This window comes from Cyanobium sp. Alchichica 3B3-8F6 (assembly GCF_024346435.1).
Classification (GTDB): domain Bacteria; phylum Cyanobacteriota; class Cyanobacteriia; order PCC-6307; family Cyanobiaceae; genus Cyanobium_A.
The window spans coordinates 22,065-41,435 of the sequence record NZ_JAGQCZ010000013.1 but is presented as its reverse complement, the minus strand read 5'-3'; the positions used below and the strand labels follow the sequence as shown (position 1 = coordinate 41,435).

At 65.9% G+C, this 19,371-nt stretch carries 14 protein-coding genes and 1 tRNA gene; 9 read left to right on the top strand and 6 right to left on the bottom strand.

Going from position 1 to position 19,371, the window contains the following annotated elements:
• Window positions 1-365: 365 nt before the first annotated feature.
• Entirely contained in the window at window positions 366-674 is a 309-nt protein-coding gene (locus KBY65_RS10990; RefSeq protein ID WP_094560073.1) for a hypothetical protein, read from the top strand.
• Window positions 675-760: 86 nt separating this feature from the next.
• On the opposite strand, the gene KBY65_RS10985 is transcribed toward KBY65_RS10990, so the two are convergent.
• Window positions 761-1,708, bottom strand: a complete 948-nt coding sequence (locus tag KBY65_RS10985; protein WP_254987939.1) for a serine hydrolase — start codon at window positions 1,706-1,708, stop codon at window positions 761-763.
• Window positions 1,709-1,773: 65 nt separating this feature from the next.
• Here KBY65_RS10985 and KBY65_RS10980 point away from each other — a divergent pair, with 65 nt between their 5' ends.
• Window positions 1,774-2,514, top strand: a complete 741-nt coding sequence (locus KBY65_RS10980) for a C40 family peptidase (RefSeq protein ID WP_094560074.1) — start codon at window positions 1,774-1,776, stop codon at window positions 2,512-2,514.
• 24 nt (window positions 2,515-2,538) lie between these two features.
• Window positions 2,539-3,540 (top strand): glycosyltransferase family 2 protein, encoded by a 1,002-nt coding sequence (locus KBY65_RS10975; protein ID WP_094560075.1) that lies wholly within the window; start codon window positions 2,539-2,541, stop codon window positions 3,538-3,540.
• On the opposite strand, the gene KBY65_RS10970 is transcribed toward KBY65_RS10975, so the two are convergent.
• Window positions 3,489-3,971: a HEAT repeat domain-containing protein gene (locus KBY65_RS10970; protein WP_143592862.1), complete on the bottom strand. Its 483-nt coding sequence runs from the start codon at window positions 3,969-3,971 to the stop codon at window positions 3,489-3,491. The genes KBY65_RS10975 and KBY65_RS10970 overlap by 52 nt on opposite strands.
• Window positions 3,972-4,061: 90 nt before the next feature.
• On the opposite strand from KBY65_RS10970, the gene KBY65_RS10965 reads away from it, so the two are divergent.
• The 3 genes from KBY65_RS10965 (at window position 4,062) to KBY65_RS10955 (ending at window position 5,208) form a co-directional block, all read left to right on the top strand.
• Window positions 4,062-4,178, top strand: coding sequence for a photosystem I reaction center subunit VIII (locus tag KBY65_RS10965; RefSeq protein ID WP_094560077.1), 117 nt, complete (start codon window positions 4,062-4,064; stop codon window positions 4,176-4,178).
• Between the two features lie 48 nt (window positions 4,179-4,226).
• Window positions 4,227-4,718 (top strand): photosystem I reaction center subunit XI, encoded by a 492-nt coding sequence (locus KBY65_RS10960; protein ID WP_094560078.1) that lies wholly within the window; start codon window positions 4,227-4,229, stop codon window positions 4,716-4,718.
• Window positions 4,719-4,860: 142 nt separating this feature from the next.
• Window positions 4,861-5,208 (top strand): hypothetical protein, encoded by a 348-nt coding sequence (locus tag KBY65_RS10955; protein ID WP_254987941.1) that lies wholly within the window; start codon window positions 4,861-4,863, stop codon window positions 5,206-5,208.
• A gap of 126 nt (window positions 5,209-5,334) precedes the next feature.
• Here the strand turns inward: KBY65_RS10955 and psaB are convergent, their stop codons facing one another.
• Together psaB and psaA are read right to left on the bottom strand one after the other, a co-directional pair.
• On the bottom strand, window positions 5,335-7,542 hold the full coding sequence (psaB, locus tag KBY65_RS10950) for a photosystem I core protein PsaB (RefSeq protein WP_094560080.1): 2,208 nt from the start codon (window positions 7,540-7,542) through the stop codon (window positions 5,335-5,337).
• 19 nt (window positions 7,543-7,561) lie between these two features.
• The gene (gene psaA, locus KBY65_RS10945; RefSeq protein WP_094560081.1) at window positions 7,562-9,865 is read right to left on the bottom strand and encodes a photosystem I core protein PsaA; all 2,304 of its coding nucleotides are present in this window, start codon (window positions 9,863-9,865) and stop codon (window positions 7,562-7,564) included.
• A 544-nt stretch (window positions 9,866-10,409) separates the two neighbouring features.
• Between psaA and KBY65_RS13885 the strand changes: the two genes are divergently transcribed.
• Both KBY65_RS13885 and cobJ read left to right on the top strand, forming a co-directional pair.
• The gene (locus tag KBY65_RS13885) at window positions 10,410-11,738 is read left to right on the top strand and encodes an Ig-like domain-containing protein (RefSeq protein ID WP_261357893.1); all 1,329 of its coding nucleotides are present in this window, start codon (window positions 10,410-10,412) and stop codon (window positions 11,736-11,738) included.
• Window positions 11,739-11,761: 23 nt separating this feature from the next.
• Entirely contained in the window at window positions 11,762-13,564 is a 1,803-nt protein-coding gene (cobJ, locus tag KBY65_RS10935; protein WP_255001616.1) for a precorrin-3B C(17)-methyltransferase, read from the top strand.
• Window positions 13,565-13,586: 22 nt separating this feature from the next.
• Here the strand turns inward: cobJ and KBY65_RS10930 are convergent.
• Window positions 13,587-13,660 (bottom strand) — tRNA-Pro (locus KBY65_RS10930).
• A gap of 105 nt (window positions 13,661-13,765) precedes the next feature.
• On the opposite strand from KBY65_RS10930, the gene lipA reads away from it, so the two are divergent.
• Window positions 13,766-14,635, top strand: coding sequence for a lipoyl synthase (gene lipA / locus KBY65_RS10925; protein ID WP_255001609.1), 870 nt, complete (start codon window positions 13,766-13,768; stop codon window positions 14,633-14,635).
• Between the two features lie 16 nt (window positions 14,636-14,651).
• On the opposite strand, the gene gltB is transcribed toward lipA, so the two are convergent.
• Window positions 14,652-19,250, bottom strand: coding sequence for a glutamate synthase large subunit (gene gltB / locus KBY65_RS10920; protein WP_255001608.1), 4,599 nt, complete (start codon window positions 19,248-19,250; stop codon window positions 14,652-14,654).
• Window positions 19,251-19,371 lie beyond the last annotated feature (121 nt).

Sequence of the window (19,371 nt, the reverse complement as noted above, 5' to 3'; positions counted from 1 at the left end):
AAAACTGGTTTGAGGAGGGTGCGTCCCCTCCCGAAACCGGCCAGCCTCGCGATCCCAAGGGCGACGCCTCGGCAAGCAGGCCAGCCAAGCAGGACTGTTCAGACGCGGCAGAACACCAGCAGATGCTGGCTTACGTCGACACCTGAATCAGGTACGCCTCAGGAAACTCAGGGCCTGGATTGTGGCGAGAGGGAAAGCGACGCTCGCATGAGGCGCCCGAACTCAGCAATCACCAAATAGCCTTCACCTCGGCGAGGAAAGCCACTGCGCAAAACTATTCAATCAACGCACCAAGGCCCGCCGTGGGCGGAAAAAAATGCCTATTCACGGGAAAGCGCTATAAGTGGCTTAGCTCTTAAGCAGTCGTGGCGCTGTTCCAGTGGATAGCAGTATCCAAGCACCAGGACCTTCTGAGAAACTTCGTCGGCGCTGTTGAACAATTGGGCCTGGAGATAGACCCAGAATTCTCCAGCAGCGTTTCGATCTACGCCAGGGAGCAGGCAAGCACCAGGACCCCTGCCAATGCTCGTGTAACTGTCATCATCTCCGCCACCAACGGATCAAAAGACGAGTTCCAGATTGAGGTCAGAAGCTCCGAACCCATGCTCAAGCGGGGGACGAGATGCGAGCAGATTGCCACTGATCTCAAGGCCATCCTTCTCTCGAAGGCATAGGACGCGACGCCCGATCAACCCAACGGAATCAAGAGCGCGATTTCAGCAGGACCAGCAGCAGCCTCGGCCTCTCCCAGGTGAGCCACTCAAATGGCGCTGGCCGCGGCCAAACGAGCGGCAATTTCAGGCAAGAGGCGGGTGTCCCGTGCGCAGGCCTCGCCCTCCGAGAAAATCACCAACAGAAATGGGGCCGCCCGGCCCCCGTCCTGTGGCGCTGGCGGTTCCACATAGGCCGCATCGTGCCGCGCCTGGCTCATCCAGCCCGCTTTGCTCCAGAGCTGAGCCGATGGCGGCAGCCCTTCACCAATGAAGCCATCCACCTGGTTTTCAGGATCCGCGGCCCGTTGCGCCGGATCCAGGCTGCGGGCCAGGAGTGCGCGCATGCGCGCACAGGCGGGAGGGGACACCAGCGCCGAAGCGATCACCGCCTGCAGCAGCCGAGCCACCGCATCGGTGCTGAGGCGATTGCGGTTATCCAGCTGTTCGCCATAAAACTCCCGCTCGCGGCCGTAGGGGCCGTCTCCCCAGGTTTTCTGGCAGGCATTGCAGCCCTGGAGCTCGGGCCAGTCGAGCTCTGCCAGCCAGCGATTCACCAACTGGCGCTGCTCCACCCACGCGGCCATGCGCCGGGGCGGCAGCGCCGGACCACTGGTGGTGCCAGTGAGCAGATCCAGCACCAGGCCGGTCGCGTCATTGCTGGAATCGCGGATCATGTCGGCGAGGGCGCGGCGCAGCTCAGGCGTGTCGATCAGCAGATCGCTCTGACGCCAGGCTTCCGCAGCCACCAGATACACCAGCTTCACCACACTGGCGGGATAGCGCCGACGATCGCCCGCCCAGCTGGCGCCCTGCACCGGCAGACCCCAGAACTGCGCCTGGGCCAGATCGGCAGCGCGCGCGATCAGCGATTGGTCGTAACGCACCCAGGTGATCGAAAGGTGCTGGGCCAACCCTGGCCTCCCCTCCAACTCCAGGGCTCGAACCAGGTCGGCCAGGATCTGGCCCATGGCCGGATCGGGGCTGTAGAACGCCATCACCACCGGCCACGTTGTGGCGAGATACAAGTGTGGCGAGATTAGGCAGCGTCCATCCAATCCCCTTGGCCCTAGGCGCCCCGACGGCGCCTGAATGGCTCCTCGCCGGCACGATCTGGCGCCTCACCGCCGCCGTGGATCTGCACAGCCAGCCCCAGGGCAAGGGCCTCGCCACCCAGGCCTGGGTGGGCCGCCACCTGCAAATCCTCACCAGCCCACAGCCGGGGGGGGATCGGCGCCTGCGGGTGCGCTTGCTCGAGGATGGTTACCCGGGCTGGCTGGAGCCCACGGCACTTCTGGGAGCAGCGGTGGCCAGCGGCCGCCCGCAGCCCGAACGGCTCGCGCGCAGCGCCATTGCCCGGCGGCTGCCGCTGGTGCTGGGGTTTGCGGAGGCCGCACGGCAGCAGCCGAACACCTACCTGTGGGGCGGCAGCCTGGGCCCTGATTACGACTGCTCCGGCCTGGTGCAGCGGGCCTTTGCCAGCGCCGGCATCTGGATCCCGCGGGACGCCTACCTGCAGGAGCGCTTCTGCCAGCCGGTAGCGGTGCAACCCGGCCAAACCCAGCTGCTGGCCCCCGGCGACCTGATTTTCTTCGGCACGCCCCAACGCTGCACCCATGTGGGCCTGCACCTGGGTGGGGGGCGCTACCTGCACAGCTCCGGCATTGCCCATGGCCGCAATGGCATCGGGCTCGACGACCTCGCGCCGCACAACCCCCACCCGGTGGCGCGTCATTACCGGCTGGAACTGCGCAGCGCCGGCCGTGTCATGCACAGCCATGACGGCAGCCCCCTGCCCGCCTAGGTTCGCCGCAAGAACAGGAGAACGATGAACCAGTTGGCGCCGGATCAACCCATTCCGGAACGTCTGGATCTCTCCGTGGTGGTGCCCCTCTACAACGAGGAGGAGAGCCTGCCCCAACTGGTCGAGCAACTGCTGGCCGCGGTGCGGCCCCTGGGGCTGGCCTTTGAGTTGGTGCTGGTGGACGACGGCTCACGCGACGACACCGCCGGCGTGCTGAGCCGGCTGACCGCCACGGCGCCCGAGCTGGTGGCCGTGCTGTTGCGCCGCAACTACGGCCAAACCGCCGCCATCGCCGCCGGATTCGATGCCAGTCGCGGGGCTGTGCTCGTCACCCTCGATGGCGACCTCCAAAACGACCCCGCCGATATCCCCTTGCTGCTCAGCGAGCTCAACCGGGGCTACGACCTGGTGAGTGGCTGGCGCCACCAGCGCCAGGATGCGGCCATGCAACGCCTGCTGCCCAGCCGAATCGCCAACCGCCTGATCGCCCAGGTGACCGGAGTGCGGCTGCACGACTACGGCTGCTCGCTTAAGGCCTACCGGCGCGAAGTGGTGAGCGACCTCAACCTCTACGGCGAGCTGCACCGGTTCCTGCCGGCCCTGGCCTTCATCGAAGGAGCGCGGATCAGCGAAGTGAAGGTGAACCACCACCCCCGGCGCTTTGGCGAGAGCAAATACGGGCTTGATCGCACCTTCCGGGTGCTGATGGACCTGCTGACGGTGTGGTTCATGAAGCGATTTCTGACCCGACCGATGCACGTGTTCGGCTTCGGCGGGCTCGCTGCCATGGGGGTGGGCCTGCTGATCGGCCTCTGGCTCGTGGGCGAAAAGCTCCTGTTGGGCAACGACATCGGCGATCGCCCCCTACTGCTGATGGCTCTGCTCAGTTTTCTGACGGGTGTGCAACTGTTCTGCTTTGGCCTGCTGGCCGAGCTCCAGATGCGCACCTACCACGAAAGCCAGGGCCGGCCGATCTACCGGGTGCGGGCCACATTGCGGGGCAACGGCAACTGCAGCGGTGGCTGAAGGCCGGATCCACAGGTACGGCCACGGAAGCGCTCCATGGCGCGGGCCGCTGCCTGGACCACGGCTGGATCGACGTCGCGTAGGCCACGGGCCAACAGGGGCAGGCTGGCGCGCTGACCCCAAACGCCCGCCGCTTCGATGGCAGCCAGGCGCTCGCGTGCAGGCCCTCCCAACTGAAGGCTGAGAGCCCTCAGGAAGAGCGCTCTCTCGCGGGCCGTCATGGGCAGCGGCCGGGATCGTGCAGCCAGCCCATCAGCCTCTGTCAACGCGGCAGGCTCGGCGCCACCTGCCACCAAAGCAATCTGGGCCCGGTTCAAAGCCGCCACGGCCTGCGAATCGAGGGCAAGCCCCAGGGTCGGGCGACGACGGGCCAACAACCAGAACGAGGCAGCCACGATGGCCGCAACGGCGGTCAGCAAAGACGGGGGCATGGATTGAACTTTTATGTCGCCCCTGCAGGGGCATTGGGGCCCCTTTGGGGGAGCTCCCTACAGTATTGATGGTTGCTATTGGCCCGTGCCATGACTGGAGAATTCGCTGCCGCTTGGATGCCCTCGGTGTTCGTACCCCTTGTGGGAATCCTCGGCCCAGCCTTGGCCATGACCCTGCTGTTCAACGTGATCGAAGCCAGCGACTGAGCTCCAACCGGAGCCGTTGCCCTGCCTCACCGCTTTCCCCCCGCCACCATGACCGTGACCCCCGTGGCCGACCCCTGTGTCGGCAATCTGGCCACCCCCGTTAACAGCAGCTACTTCAGCAAGGCCTTCCTGAACGCCCTGCCGGCCTACCGCCCGTCGCTCTCGCCCAACCGCCGGGGACTGGAAGTGGGCATGGCCCATGGCTTCTTCCTCTACGGACCATTCACGATCTGCGGGCCGCTGCGTCTCACCGAGTACGCCAGCACCGCTGGCCTGCTGGCCACCATCGGCCTGGTGTCGATCCTCACGGTGTGCCTGTCGATCTACGGCACCGCGGGTAACGGACCCAACATCCAGCCCGCTGACGCCACCATCGACAACCCTCCCGCCGACCTGTTCACCAAGGCAGGCTGGGCTGAATTTGCCAGCGGCTTCTGGCTCGGCGGTTGCGGCGGCGCCGCTTTTGCCTGGTTCCTGGCCGGCACGGCCATCGTGGCTCCGCTGGTCAACATCGCCGGCGGCGTCTGGAGCGTCGGCTGAGCCTCAGCCGCAAAGCCCAGCCATCCCAACAGGCCCCAGCCCCGCTTCGGCGGGGCTTTTTTGATGCGTGGGTGCACGGGGAGCGATCAGCGCCAACATTGGCGCAGCCCCGATGCCCGATGGTGCGATGCCAGACGATTCCATGCCAAGCCGCAATCACCAGCGCAGGCTGCTGCCGTTCAGCCTGGCGCTCGTGGGCAGCGGCGTCCTGCTCGCGGCCTGCCAGAAAGGTGGTCCCCAGTTGCCGGCACAACCAACGCTGCCGGCCCCAAATGCAGCTGGACAACCCCAGGCGGATCAACAGGCTGAAGCAGCCAAGCTGGCGCAGCAACGGATCGAGCAAGCAGCCCTGAAGCAAGGCTGGAGCGCAGGTCACCGCGCCACCGTGACCTGCCTACAGGGAGAACGCGCCCAGACCGACGGCAATGAGCTGCGCTGCGAAGACCAAGCCTACGTGGAGCAGAACTACAGATCAACCAACAACCGCTAAACCATGGAGGGGCAACCCGCTGAGCCGTGCATCTCGGTTCATCGCCCCCCCCATGAAAGCCAATAAAAAACCCCGGCTTGTGCCGGGGTTGGTTCGTCCCTCAAGGAGAAGGCAAGGGCTAAAGGATTAGCCGAACTTGCCCGAGGTGGAGGCGATCAGGAAGGCGGCGTACGTGAGGATGTAGCCGATCGTGAAGTGGGCCAGGCCCACCACGCGAGCCTGAACGATCGAGAGAGCGACAGGCTTATCGCGCCAGCCCACCAGGTTGGCGAGCGGAGTGCGCTGATGCGCCCAAACGATGGTCTCGATAAGTTCCTGCCAGTAACCGCGCCAGGAGATCAGGAACATGAAGCCGGTGGCCCACACCAGGTGACCGAACAGGAACATCCAGGACCAAACGGCCAGGTTGTTGCTGCCAAACGGGTTGTAGCCGTTGATCAGCTGGGAGGAGTTGAGCCACAGGTAATCGCGGAACCAGCCCATCAGATAGGTGCTGGATTCGTTGAACTGAGCCACGTTGCCCTGCCAGATGGCGAGGTGCTTCCAGTGCCAGTAGAAGGTCACCCAGCCCACGGTGTTCAGGGCCCAGAAAACCGACAGATAGAAGGAATCCCAAGCCGAGATGTCGCAGGTGCCGCCACGGCCGGGGCCGTCGCAGGGGAAGGAGTAGCCGAAGTCCTTTTTATCGGGCATCAGCTTGGAGCCCCGGGCATCCAGGGCACCCTTCACCAGGATCAGGGTGGTGGTGTGCAGACCCAGCGCAATGGCGTGGTGCACCAGGAAGTCGCCAGGACCAATGGGCAGGAACAGGTCGTTGCCGCCATTGATGGCATCAATCCAGCCAGGCAGATACACAGCACTGGCAGTGCTGGCCGCGCTTGCGGAGTTGGAGAGCAGCACATCCATGCCATACATCGCCTTGCCGGAAGCGGCTTGGACGAACTGGGCAAAGACGGGCTCCACCAGGATCTGCTTCTCGGGGGTCCCGAAGGCGACAACCACGTCGTTGTGGACGTAGAGACCCAGGGTGTGGAAACCGAGGAACAGGGAGACCCAGCTCAGGTGGCTGATCAGGGCTTCCTTGTGCTCAAGCATCCGAGCCAACACGTTGTCCTTGTTGGCTTCCGGGTCGTAGTCGCGAATGAAGAAGATCGCACCGTGGGCGAACGCACCGCACATCAGGAAGATGGCGATGTACTGGTGGTGGGTGTACAGCGCAGCCTGCGTTGTGTAGTCCTTAGCGATGAACGCGTAGGACGGCATCGCATACATGTGCTGGGCCACCAGGCTGGTGACCACACCCAGAGCTGCCAGAGCCAGGCCGAGCTGGAAGTGCAGCGAGTTGTTGATCGTGTCGTAGAGACCCTTGTGGCCGGCGCCGAGGTCACCAGGGGTGCCCTTGGGCGGGTTGTGGGCTTCGAGGATCTCGCGAATCGAGTGGCCGATACCGAAGTTGGTCCGGTACATGTGGCCGGCGATCACGAAGATGCAGCCGATCGCCAGGTGGTGGTGGGCAATGTCCGTGAGCCACAGAGCTTCCGTCTGGGGGTGGAACCCGCCGAGGAAGGTGAGGATCGCGGTGCCGGAGCCTTCAGCCGTGCCGAACTGTTGATAAACAGTGTCGGGGTTCTGGGCATAGACACCCCAGTTGCCGGTGAAGAACGGAGCCAGACCAGCGGGGTGCGGCAGCACGGAGAGGAAGTTGTCCCAGCCCACGTGCTGACCACGGGCCTCAGGGATGGCCACGTGAACCAGGTGACCGGTCCAGGCGATCGAGCTGAAACCAAACAGAACTGCCAGGTGGTGGTTCAGCCGGGATTCAGCGTTCTTGAACCAGGCCAGGGAAGGCCGGAACTTGGGCTGCAGGTGGAGCCAGCCAGCGAACAGGGCCCAGGCCGACAGGATCATCATGAAGATGGAACCCTGGTAAAGCTCGGCGTTGGTTTTCATCCCGATCGTGTACCACCAGTGGTACAGGCCGGAATACGCAATGTTCACCGGAGAGGAGGCGCCCGCCTGGGTGAAGGCGGCAATCGCGCCCTGGCCAAAGTGGGGATCCCAGATCGCGTGAGCGATGGGACGGACATGCAGCGGATCGGCGACCCACTGCTCAAAGTTGCCCTGCCAGGCGATATGGAACAGGTTGCCCGAAACCCAGAGGCCAATGATGGCCAGGTGACCGAAGTGGGTGGAGAACAGCTTTTGGTAAAGCCGCTCCTCGGTCATGCCGTCGTGGCTCTCGAAGTCGTGAGCCGTGGCAATGCCGTACCAAATACGGCGGGTTGTCGGGTCCTGTGCCAGACCCTGGCTGAACGAAGGAAATTTCGTTGCCATTGGGAGAGGTCAGGAAAGGTCAGCCGACCGCGACGATGCGGGCCAGGAAAAATGCCCAGGTTGTTGCGATACCGCCCAACAAATAGTGAGCGACACCGACGGCACGACCCTGGGTGATGGAGAGCGCCCGCGGCTGGATAGCGGGAGCAACCCTCAGCTTGTTGTGAGCCCAGACGATGGACTCGATCAGCTCTTGCCAGTAGCCGCGGCCACTGAACAGGAACATCAGGCTGAAGGCCCAGATGAAGTGGGCTCCCAGGAACATCAGACCGTAAGCACTGGAGCTCGAGCCGTAGCTGTTGATCACCTGTGCGGCCTGGGCCCAGAGGAAGTCCCGCAGCCAACCATTGATGGTGATGGCGCTTTGGGCGAAGTTGCCATTGGTGATGTGCTGGACGCTGCCATCAGCGTTGACGGTGCCCCACACGTCGCTCTGCATCTTCCAGGAGAAGTGGAAGATGACGATCGACAGGGAGTTGTACATCCAGAACAGGCCGAGGAACACATGGTCCCAAGCCGACACCTGGCAGGTGCCGCCACGGCCGGGGCCGTCGCAGGGGAAGCGGAAGCCCAGATTCGCCTTGTCGGGGACTAGGCGGGAGCTGCGCGCATACAACACACCTTTCAGCAGGATCAGCACCGTCACGTGGATCGTGAAGGCGTGGATGTGGTGGACCATGAAGTCGGCCGTTCCCAGGGGGATCGGACCGGCGGCCACCTTGCCACCCACAGCCACAACAGCGCCGTTGAACACTTCGCTCACCCCCGCCAGGGCGTTGGGAGCGGTGCTTCCGGCAGCGGCGGCGTGCAGACCCTGAATCCACTGCGCGAAGACAGGCTTCAGGGCAATGGCGGAGTCGCTGAACATGTCCTGGGGACGACCCAGGGCACGCATGGTGTCGTTGTGGATGTAAAGGCCGAAGCTGTGGAAGCCGAGCCAGATGCACACCCAGTTGAGGTGGCTGATCAGGGCGTCGCGAGCCTTGAGCACCCGGTCGAGCACGTTGTCGACGTGCTTGGCGGGGTCGTAATCGCGAATCATCGCGATGGCGGCGTGGGCGCCGGCTCCAACGATCAGGAAGCCACCAATCCAGGTGTGGTGGGTGAAGATCGACAGCTGGGTGGGGTAGTCGATGCCGATGTATGGATACGGAGGCATCGCATACATGTGATGGGCCACGATGATGGTCAGCGAGCCCAGCAGAGCAAGGTTCACCGCCAGTTGGGCGTGCCAGCTGGTGGTCATGAACTCGAAGAGTCCGTCATGACCATTGGGAGCAGGGAACAGCAGGGGATCACCCTTCTGACCCTCGAGGATCTCCTTGATGCTGTGGCCAATGCCCCAGTTGGTGCGGTACATGTGGCCAGCCACGATGAACAGCACCGCGATCGCCAGATGGTGATGGGCGATGTCGGTCATCCACAGGCTGCCGGTCACAGGATTCAGACCACCCTTGAAGGTGAGGAAATCGCTGTAAGCCGCCCAGTTGCCGGTGAAGAAGGCTGAGATGCCCGCCCCGAAACCGGGGAACAGCTGGGCAATCACGTCCTGGTTCAGGAACTCGTGGGGCAGGGGGATGTCTGCATAGGTGGCGATGGTCTTGCCATTGAGCACCAGCGGCTGGCCGGCGTCGATCGCTTCCATCAGCGCATTGGTGGGCAGGGACACATGAAGAAGGTGTCCTGTCCAAGACAGGGATCCCAAGCCGAGCAGGCCAGCCAGGTGGTGGTTGAGCATCGACTCAACGTTCTGGAACCACTCGAGCTTGGGGGCTGCTTTGTGGTAGTGGAAGACGCCCGCATTGAGCATCAGCCCGGCCATCACCAGCGCGCCGATGGCCAGGGCCAGCAGCTGGGTTGTGTTGGTGATGCCCCAGGCCCTCCACACATGGAAGAGTCCGGAGGTGATCTGAATGCCGTGGAAGCCGGCACCCATATCGCCATTAAGGATTTCCTGGCCAAAGATCGGCCAAACCACCTGCGCCGAAGGCTTGACGTGCAGGGGATCGGTCAACCAACCGGTGTAGTTGGAGAAGCGCGCTCCGTGATAGAAAGCGCCGCTTAGCCAGATGAAGATGACGGCCAGGTGGCCGAAGTGAGCCGAAAAGATCTTGCGAGAGACCTCTTCGAGATCACTCGTGTGGCTGTCGAAGTCGTGAGCATTGGCGTGGAGGTTCCAAACCCAGGTGGTGGTTTTGGGACCTTTGGCAAGGCTGCGATCGAAATGGCCGGGCTTGCCGAACAGTTCGAAGGTGGCCGGAACGGGGTTCCGGTCAACCATGGCCTTCGCCTTTTCCCCACGCTCTGGTGGGCTGATGGTCATCGAGACGTTCCTCGAGGGACGGGGTCGAGGTGGTGGGTCCACCCCTGCAGCAGACCGGGAGGCCTGCCGTTGGGCCCCATGAGCAACCGGCGACCAAGGCCTCCGGAGTCATGGGCTCCAGCCGGGAAGAGGGATCGCGAAACCGCGAAACCGCTTGCCAACACTGGGGCTTGGGGCCCCAAATAGGGGACCGCTGGCGAAATTATAGGGGCCGTTTCCGAAGGGTTTTGGGTTGCAGTTACAAAGGTTCAATCCCGGCGCTTCCCAGGCCAGCGCAGGGCTTTACAGAACAGAAAGAATCATCGAGATTGGCCTTCTTTTGGCCATGTCGTTATTACTTAATGACTAAAATTCAACCTGTAATAGTCTCTGAATTTCCAGGGTGGCCCGGCCCAGCAGAATGCCCGCAGAAACAGCTGAGCAACCCAACGTGGGCGCAGGCAGCGCAACCCATCCAGCCCGTCCCCGACCGGGGGTGCACCAGGGCGGATCGCCCGCCCCCAGGCGGCCGATCCGATGGTGGCAGCCCGTGATGACGGGCCTGATGGCGTTGCTACTGCTACTGCCCGGGGGTTGCAACCGACTTTCCAGCTCCCGTGGAAGCGAGGCGCCAACCCCACCCCTGAGCCCCCAGGGCCCCAGTGGCCGCTTGCAGGAAGTGGCCCCGCCCATCGCCGTGCAGCAGCTCCAGTCAGCACTGAGCGAGCACAACCCCCAGGTGACGATCCTGGCGCCGCAGGATGGCGCCAACCTGCCCAACGGCCCAGTATCCCTGCGCCTGCGGGTAAGCGATTGGCCCCTGGTCGATGCCGGATCCCTGGGGTTCGGGCCCCATGTGGTGGTTCAGGTTGATGACCAGGCGCCCGTTCGCCTGTCCCGGCTTACCGCTACCGCCAACCCGGCCAGCCTCCAGATCGACCTGCCAGCCCTTACCCCTGGCAGCCACCGCATCACCGCCTATGCGGCTCGGCCCTGGGGAGAAGCGGTGAAAAGCCCAGGGGCCTGGGACCAGATCCGGGTGCACCGGGTGGCCGCCAATCCCCTGGCGATTCCCCAAGCAGGAAGCCCCCAGTTGATCCCAGTCAGTCCGGGGGACCTGGCGGGCCGGCAACCGGTGCTGCTCGACTGGCTGCTGCTGGATGCCCCCCTCCAGGGCCTGCGCGACAACGACGGCAGCTGGCGTCTGCGGGTGACCGTGAACGGTGACAGCTTTTTGGTGGATCAAAACGCGCCCCTCTGGCTCAAGGGGTGGCAAACCGGCAGCAACAGCGTGCTTTTGGAGCTGGTGGATGGGCGAGGCGAGCCCCTCAACCCTCCGTTCAACACGATGGTGTCTGAAGTGGTTCTGGATGCTGCGGGCCCCGGGCCGATCTGGCAGCGGGGCCGGCTGAGCGACGACGAGCTGGCCCAACTGCTGGGCAACGCGCCCCCACCCCCAGCGGAACCCCAACCGACGGCCGAACCCGAGGCCGAACTTGAGGCTGCGCCCGAACCAAAACCCGAACCCGAGGCCGAACCCGAACCCCAGCCAGAGCCAGAGCCAGAGCCAGAACAAGAGCAAGAGCCGGCTGCAGAGCCCCAGACCGAGGTGCCGCAGGCAGCGGAGCCAGAGCCCGAGGCTCGTCCAGATGTCGAACCAGCCCCAGAGCCCATCGACGCAGTGACCCCCAGCATCGCCACCGAACCCAGCCCAGACCCCAGTCCTGAGGGCGAGCTCGAACCCAGGCCCCTGGTGCCGGCCAGTTCGCAGCGCATGGCACCATCCACCAGTCTGGAAGGATCAGCGCGCAATCAAGTGAACGCCGACGGCTCCCTCCTCAAGCCCAAACCCCAGGGGCCGCTGTCCGGGTTGCGCCAGAAGCTAGGCGCGTGACGTCCCATTCCAGCCTCAACGCCATGCGCAACGCCGATGGGGCGCCGCGCCGTCCGATCTGGGCACTGGGCTTCAGTGCAGCCAGCACGCCCCTGCTGGAACGGCTGGCCCAGGCGGGCCTGGTCGATGGCCGGGTCGGCCCAGACGACCAGCCGACGCCGCGGGACTGCCTGGCGGATCAATGGCCATCGGCCGGTGCCTTTGTGATCGTCGGGGCCTGCGGGCTCGTGACTCGTCTGATCGCCCCGCTGCTCACGGACAAGGACAGTGATCCGGCCGTGGTGGTGGTAGATCCCGAGGGCAACTTCGCCATTCCCCTTCTCGGCGGCCATGCCGCCGGCGCGGATCGACTCAGCCAGCGGATCGCCGCCAGCTTCGGTGGCCAGGCGGTGCTCACCGGCGCCACCGCCGCCGCGGCACGACTGAGCCTGGACAGCTTCGGCACCGCCTGGGGCTGGCGCCGGGGGGCTGGCGATTGGAACGCACTGATGCACGCGGCCGCCAGGGGGGAAGAGCCGGTCGCGGTGGAGGCCCGCCATGGCAGTCGCCGCTGGCTCGAGCTGCCGGCTGCCACTGGCCTGCAAACGGTCTGCAGTGCCAAAGCGGCCCATCCAGCCATGGTGGTGGACATCCACACGGGGCAGGGCTGCCGCTGGCACCCGCCCAGCCTGTGGCTGGGTCTTGGCTGTGAACGCAACACCAGCCTGAGCCTGCTAGTGCGCCTGGTGGATCAAACCCTGGCAGAGCTGCAGCTGGCACCTGAGGCCGTGGCCGGGCTGGCCAGCATCGACCGCAAGGCCGATGAACCAGCCCTGCTAGCCCTCGCCGCCCAGCGGCGATGGCCCGTTCGCTGGTTTGCAGCAGCGAGCCTGGCCGATGTGCCCGTACCCAATCCCTCGTCGGCCGTGGCTCAGGAGATGGGCACCGCCAGCGTGGCGGAGGCCGCCGCTCTGCTGGTTGCGGGCCCTGGGGCGCAGCTGCTCCAGGCCAAACGCATCGAACGCACCAGCGGCGGTGAGCAGGGGGCCGCCACCCTGGCGATTGCTCTGGCGGAAAGCCAATGGGCCCCCCAACGGGGTCAGCTGCACCTGGTGGGCAGCGGCCCGGGCAGCCTGGATCTGCTCACCGGCGATGCCCGGCGCGCCCTGGCTGACGCCACCGCCTGGGTGGGCTATGGCCTCTACCTCGACCTGCTCGAGCCCCTGCGGCGGCCGGATCAACTGCGCTGTGATGGCCAGCTCACCGAGGAGCGGGCCCGCTGCGCCCTGGCCCTGGAGCTGGCGAGCCAGGGGCTGAACGTGGCCCTCGTGTCGTCGGGCGACAGCGGCATCTACGCCATGGCCGGCCTGGCCCTGGAGTTGTGGCTAACCCAACCAGAGGATGAACGCCCCAGCTTCGCCGTCCATCCGGGAATCTCGGCGCTGCAGCTGGCGGCCGCGCGGGCTGGTGCCCCATTGATGCACGACTTCTGCACCATCAGCCTCAGCGATCGACTCACGCCCTGGGCCGTGATCGAGCGACGGCTGCAGGCTGCCGCCACAGGGGATTTCGTCGTGGCGCTCTACAACCCGCGGTCCCAGGGGCGCGACTGGCAACTGGCCCGGGCCCAAGAGCTGTTGCTCCAAGGCCGGCCAGCCAGCACCCCGGTGGCCCTCGCCCGCCAGCTCGGACGAGCCAACGAGGCCCTGAGCCTGCACATCCTGGGCGAACTTCCGGTGGAGCAGGTGGACATGCTCACCTTGGTGCTCGTGGGGAACAGCAGCAGCTATGCCCGCGATGGCCGCATGGTCACCCCCCGCGGCTACCCGGGGGCCGAGCTCAGCTGAGCCGAAGCCATGGAAGAAAAAATCGGGATGACAGGATTCGAACCTGCGGCCCCTTCGTCCCGAACGAAGTGCGCTACCAAGCTGCGCTACATCCCGATGGAGCGACTTTAGGGGATGGCCTCCGCCCAACCCCCCTGATCCCGGCGGCTTTCTACAGTCTCGTCCAGCCCTTCCTTCGGCCCCACCGGCCTGCGTTGCGCCGTGCTCAAACCCGACTGGCTGCGCGTCAAGGCCCCCCAGCGGGAACGGATCGGCGAGGTGGCCGACCTGCTGCTGGACCTGAAGCTCAACACCGTCTGCCAGGAGGCCAGCTGCCCCAACATCGGCGAGTGCTTCGCCGGCGGCACCGCCACCTTCTTGATCATGGGGCCGGGCTGCACCCGCGCCTGCCCCTACTGCGACATCGACTTCGACAAGAGCATGCGAGAGCTCGATCCCACCGAGCCCGAGCGCCTGGGGGAAGCGGTGGCCCGGCTGGGGCTCAAGCACGTGGTGATCACCTCGGTGAACCGCGATGACCTGGCCGATGGCGGCGCCAGCCAGTTTGTGGCCTGCATTGCACACGTGCGCGCCCGCTCACCGCTCACCACGATCGAGCTGCTGATCCCCGATTTCTGCGGCAACTGGGAGGCGCTGGCGGCGGTGATGGAGGGCGCCCCGGAGGTGCTCAACCACAACATCGAAACCGTGCCGAGGCTCTACAAAAAAGCCCGGCCCCAGGGCATCTACGCGCGTTCTCTGGAGCTGCTGCAACGGGTGCGCGCAGGCTGGCCGCGCACCTACACCAAATCCGGCCTGATGACCGGCCTGGGCGAAACCGACACGGAGGTGCTCGAGGTGATGGCCGATCTACGGCGCCACCGGGTGGACATCGTGACCATTGGCCAGTACCTCTCCCCGGGCCCCAAACACCTGCCAGTAGACCGGTTCGTGACTCCTGAGCAATTCGACGGCTTCCGCCGCCATGGCGAAGAGGCCCTGGGCTTTCTGCAGGTGGTGAGCTCCCCGCTCACCCGCAGCAGCTACCACGCCGGCGAGGTGCAGCGGCTGATGCGGCAGTACCCCCGCTGAGGGGGGAGGTCGCTAGCTAGGCCGCCACCGCTTGCCGCTCCGCCAGGCCCACGGTGGCCTTCTCGCTGGGAGGTACCAGCAGCTTGAAGCGAGCCTTCCAGTTGCTCCAATCGGCCAGGATCGCCGCGGCCTTGGCGCTGCCGGTGGCTTGCAGGTGGGCCTCCAGCAGGGGCTTGAGCAAGGCCTCCTGCTCCGGGGTTGTGAGCTCGGCGATCGCCACGATCTCGGGGTTGACCCGCTCCGTCAGGCCGCCGGTTTCATCCAGAATGAAGGCCACACCGCCGGTCATGCCGGCGGCCACGTTGCGGCCGGTGCTGCCCAGCACCACCACCACACCGCCAGTCATGTACTCGCAGCAGTGGTCGCCGGCGCCTTCCACCACGGTGCGGGCACCGCTGTTGCGCACGGCGAAGCGCTCACCGGCGCGGCCGAGGGCAAACAGCTCACCGCCTGTGGCGCCGTAGAGGCATGTGTTGCCCAGGATCACCTGGCTGCCTGGATCCTGCACGCCGGCGGGGGGCACCACGGTGAGGCGGCCACCGTTGAGGCCCTTGCCCACGTAGTCGTTGGCTTCACCCACCAGGCGCACGTTCATGCCCTGGAGCACGAAGGCCCCGAAGCTCTGACCCGCGGCCCCTTCGTAGGTGAGGTCAAGCTGGCCAGCGAAGCCGGTGTTGCCATGGCGGGCGGCGATTTCGCCGGAGAGGCGGGCGCCCACGCTGCGGTCGGTGTTCACGATCGCCAGGGTGCGGGCCACGCGGCCGTGGCCCTCCATGGCCGCCATCACCTCAGCGTCGGCCAGGAGCTGGTCTTCCAAGATCTGCCCATTGCCATGGGCCTCGGCATCGTGCTGCAACCAGCGGCGATCAGCCGCTGCTGGAATCGGATCGATCAGGCAGGAGAGATCAAGGGCCTGAGTTTTGGCCAGCTGCACGGTGCGGGCCTGCAGCAGCTCGGTGCGGCCGATCAGGTCTTCGAGGCGGGCCACGCCGAGCACGCTCAGCAGCTGGCGCACCTCCTCGGCCACGAACAGGAAGAAATTCACCACGTGCTCGGGCACGCCGGGGAAGCGCTTGCGCAGGTTCTCCTTCTGGGTGGCGACCCCCACGGGGCAGTTATTGGTGTGGCAAACGCGGGCCATGATGCAGCCCTCAGCGATCATCGCCACCGAGCCGAATCCGTATTCCTCAGCGCCCAGCAGGGCGGCGATGATCACGTCCCAGCCGGTCTTGAGGCCGCCATCGGCGCGCAGCAGCACCCGATCGCGCAGTCCGTTTTCCAGCAGAGAACGGTGCACCTCAGTGAGGCCTAGCTCCCAGGGGCTGCCGGCATGCTTGATCGAACTCAGCGGTGAGGCACCGGTGCCGCCGTCGTGGCCGGAGATCTGGATCACATCAGCATTGGCCTTGGCCACCCCTGCGGCGATCGTGCCGATGCCGATCTCGGCCACCAGCTTCACGCTCACCTTGGCGGCGGGATGCACCTGGTGCAGGTCGTGGATCAGCTGGGCCAGGTCCTCGATCGAATAGATGTCGTGGTGGGGTGGTGGCGAGATCAGCGCCACGCCGGGCTTGCTGTTGCGCAGCCAGGCGATGTAGGGATCCACCTTGGGTCCCGGCAGCTGGCCGCCCTCGCCGGGCTTGGCCCCCTGGGCCACCTTGATCTCCAGCTGCCGGCCGCTGCGCAGGTATTCAGGGGTCACACCGAAACGGCCCGAGGCGATCTGCTTGATCGCCGAGCAGGCGGTATCGCCGTTGCGAAGTCCCTTGAGCGTGGGCAGGGTGGCGGAACGCCCCTCCCCGTCCACATCGTTGAGGGTGTGGAAGCGAGCTGGGTCTTCGCCGCCCTCGCCGCTGTTGCTCTTGCCACCGATGCGGTTCATGGCGATGGCCAGCACCTCGTGGGCCTCGCGCGAGAGCGCCCCCAGGCTCATGCCACCGGTGCAGAAACGGCTGCAAATGCTCTCGATGCTCTCGACCTGCTCGATGGGTAAGGGAGCGGGTGCGGGCTTGAGCTCCAGCAGGTCGCGCAGGGCGGTGACCGGCCGGTTTTCCAACAGGGTTTTGTAGGTGGAGAAGTGGTCGTAGCCGGGGCCGGCCTTCACGGCCGCATGCAGGGCCTTGGCCATCTCCGGGCTGTTGAGGTGGTATTCGCCACCGGTGCGGTATTGCACAAAGCCCATGAATTCGAGCTTGGTGCGGTTGAGCTCGGGGAAGGCTTTGGCGTGGAAGCTCAGAGTTTCGCTGGCCAGCTCGCCCAGGCTCAGGCCCGCCACCCGGCTGGTGGTGCCCTTGAAGGCCAGCGCGATCAGGTCGGCACCGAGGCCGATCGCCTCAAAGATCTGGGCGCCGTGGTAGCTGGCCAGCAGCGAGATGCCGATCTTGGACAGGATCTTGCGCAGGCCATCCTCCAGGGCCTTGCGCACGTTGGCCTGGGCCTGGTCGGGCGTGAGGGCCGGCAACTTGCCGGTTTCGATCAGCTTCTGCACGCGGGGATGTGCCAGCCAGTGTCGAGTGGTTTCCCAGGTGAGCCAGGGGCATACAGCGCTGGCGCCATAGCCGATCAGGCAGGCCAAGTGATGGGTGCTCCAACACTGGGCCGTGTCCACCACCAGGGAGGCCTGCAGCCGCAGCCCCAGGTTCAGCAGGTGATGGTGCACCGCCCCCACCGCCAGCAGCGGCGGGATGGTGGTGATGGTGGCCGTGATCCCACCGCTGGGGCCGCCACGATCACTGAGCACCAGGATCTGGGTGCCAGCGCGCACGGCCGCCTCCGCCTCTGCCTTGAGGCGCTCCACCGCAGCCGCCAGACCCCCAGGTCCAGCAGTGATCGGCATCAAGGTGGAGAGCGTGGTGGCGGGCAAACCTTGCTCGGCCACCGCCGCCAGCTCCGCCTCATTGAGGATCGGACTGGCCAGGTGCAGCACCGCGGCCGAGGCGGCCTCCGGCTTCAGGGGCGAGCCCCGCTTGCCCAGGTGCATCTCCAGGCTCATCACCAGCTTTTCCCGCAGGGGATCGATCGGCGGGTTGGTGACCTGAGCGAAGCGCTGCTTGAAATAGTCGTAGAGCAGGTGCGGTTTATCGGAGAGCACCGCCAGGGGGATGTCATCACCCATGCAGTAGGTGGGCTCCTTGGCTGCGCCGGCCATGTCCTCGATCACCAGCTCAAAGTCTTCGGCGGTGAAGCCAAAGGCCGTTTGCTGCTGCAATAGCTCCAGATCGCCCAGCTGGCGCTCCTGCGTCCAGGGCTGGGCCGCCAGGCTGCGGCGATGCTCCGCCAGCCAGGCGCCGTAGGGGTGACGGGCCGCCACCTCCTGCTTCACATCCCAGTTTCGCAGCAGGCGGCCCTGCTCCAGATCCACCGCCAGCATCTGACCGGGGCCCAGGCGGCCCTTTTCGATGATGCGGCTCTCCTCGAGCTCCACCACGCCGGTTTCAGAGCCCATCACCACGAAGCCATCGCTGGTGATGCAGTAGCGGGCCGGGCGCAGGCCATTGCGATCCAGGGTGGCGCCGACGCTGCGGCCATCGGCGAACACCAGCAGGGCCGGGCCGTCCCAGGGCTCCTGGGTGCAAGCGGAATACTCGTAGAAGGCCGTGATCTCAGGTTTGCCTGTCAGCTCCGGCTGATCGCGGAAGGCCTCCGGCACCAGGGTGAGCAAGCTCTCCGTGATGGGCCGGCCGCTGCGCACCAGCAGCTCGAGGGTGGCGTCAAGGTTGGCCGAGTCGCTGAAGGCGGCATTCACCACCGGCTTGAGGTCACCAGCGGCCTCCCCCCACACCGCATCGAGGCTGGCCTCCGAGGCCCGGGCCCAGTTGAGGTTGCCCAGCAGGGTGTTGATCTCGCCGTTGTGGCCCAACAGCCGCATGGGCTGGGCCAGGGGCCAGCGGGGCAGGGTGTTGGTGCTGAAGCGGCGGTGGTACACCGCATAGCTCACGGCAAAGCGCGCATCGCGCAGGTCGCCATAGAAGGCGGCGAGCACCTCCGAGCGCACCATGCCCTTGTACACAACCGTGCGGCTGCTCAAGGAGGCGAAGTAGAGGTCGCTGGGTCCAGGGCCCCAGGCCTCGCGGGCCCGGTCGCCGCAGCGGCGGCGCAGGCGAAATAGCACCGACTCCAGGGCATCGCCGGCTTCGTCGGCGGCCAGCAGCCACTGCTCAATCGCCGGAGCGGTGCCCAGGGCCAGGGGGCCCAGCACTGCTGGATTCAGCGGCACCGCGCGCCAACCCAGGCTGCGAAGCCCCAGCTTGGCGGCCTCTTCGGCGCAGAAGGCTTTGGCCTGCTCGCGCTTGGTGGCATCGGCCGGCAGGAACAGCATGCCCAGGCCGCGGGCACTGCCGTTGGCAGCCGCTGCCTCGGGCCACACTGCCTCCAGATAGCTCCAGGGGATGCCGCAGAGCACCCCGGCACCGTCGCCGGAATCGCCATCGCCGCCGCAGCCGCCGCGGTGCTCCATGCAATCGAGGCCACGCAGGGCCTGCTGCAGCACCCAGTGGCTGGCTTCCCCCTTCAGGCTGGCCAGGAAGCCCACGCCGCAGGCGTCCTTCTCGCCCGCGACCGCCGCCGGTGCGGGGCTGTCGCAATGGGGCCAAACGGGGCGAGGGGAACGAGGCATAACCCGAAACGGTCCGGCAGTTGATCTGACAGATCAGCGCTGCAGCACACCCGGAGGTGCCTGCAACAGCAGAACGTCCGATCCTAGGGATGTACACCCCCCTGCCCTGGGCGCCCCAACG

Coding starts and splice junctions, on each gene's coding strand:
- cobJ (WP_255001616.1), top strand. CDS start 11,762: ATGCGCAACGCCGATGGGGCGCCGCGCCGTCCGATCTGGGCACTGGGC.
- KBY65_RS10960 (WP_094560078.1), top strand. CDS start 4,227: ATGACCGTGACCCCCGTGGCCGACCCCTGTGTCGGCAATCTGGCCACC.
- KBY65_RS10965 (WP_094560077.1), top strand. CDS start 4,062: ATGACTGGAGAATTCGCTGCCGCTTGGATGCCCTCGGTGTTCGTACCC.
- KBY65_RS10985 (WP_254987939.1), bottom strand. CDS start 1,708: ATGGCGTTCTACAGCCCCGATCCGGCCATGGGCCAGATCCTGGCCGAC.
- psaA (WP_094560081.1), bottom strand. CDS start 9,865: ATGACCATCAGCCCACCAGAGCGTGGGGAAAAGGCGAAGGCCATGGTT.
- psaB (WP_094560080.1), bottom strand. CDS start 7,542: ATGGCAACGAAATTTCCTTCGTTCAGCCAGGGTCTGGCACAGGACCCG.
- gltB (WP_255001608.1), bottom strand. CDS start 19,250: ATGCCTCGTTCCCCTCGCCCCGTTTGGCCCCATTGCGACAGCCCCGCA.
- KBY65_RS10975 (WP_094560075.1), top strand. CDS start 2,539: ATGAACCAGTTGGCGCCGGATCAACCCATTCCGGAACGTCTGGATCTC.
- KBY65_RS10970 (WP_143592862.1), bottom strand. CDS start 3,971: ATGCCCCCGTCTTTGCTGACCGCCGTTGCGGCCATCGTGGCTGCCTCG.
- KBY65_RS10955 (WP_254987941.1), top strand. CDS start 4,861: ATGCCAAGCCGCAATCACCAGCGCAGGCTGCTGCCGTTCAGCCTGGCG.
- KBY65_RS13885 (WP_261357893.1), top strand. CDS start 10,410: ATGGCGTTGCTACTGCTACTGCCCGGGGGTTGCAACCGACTTTCCAGC.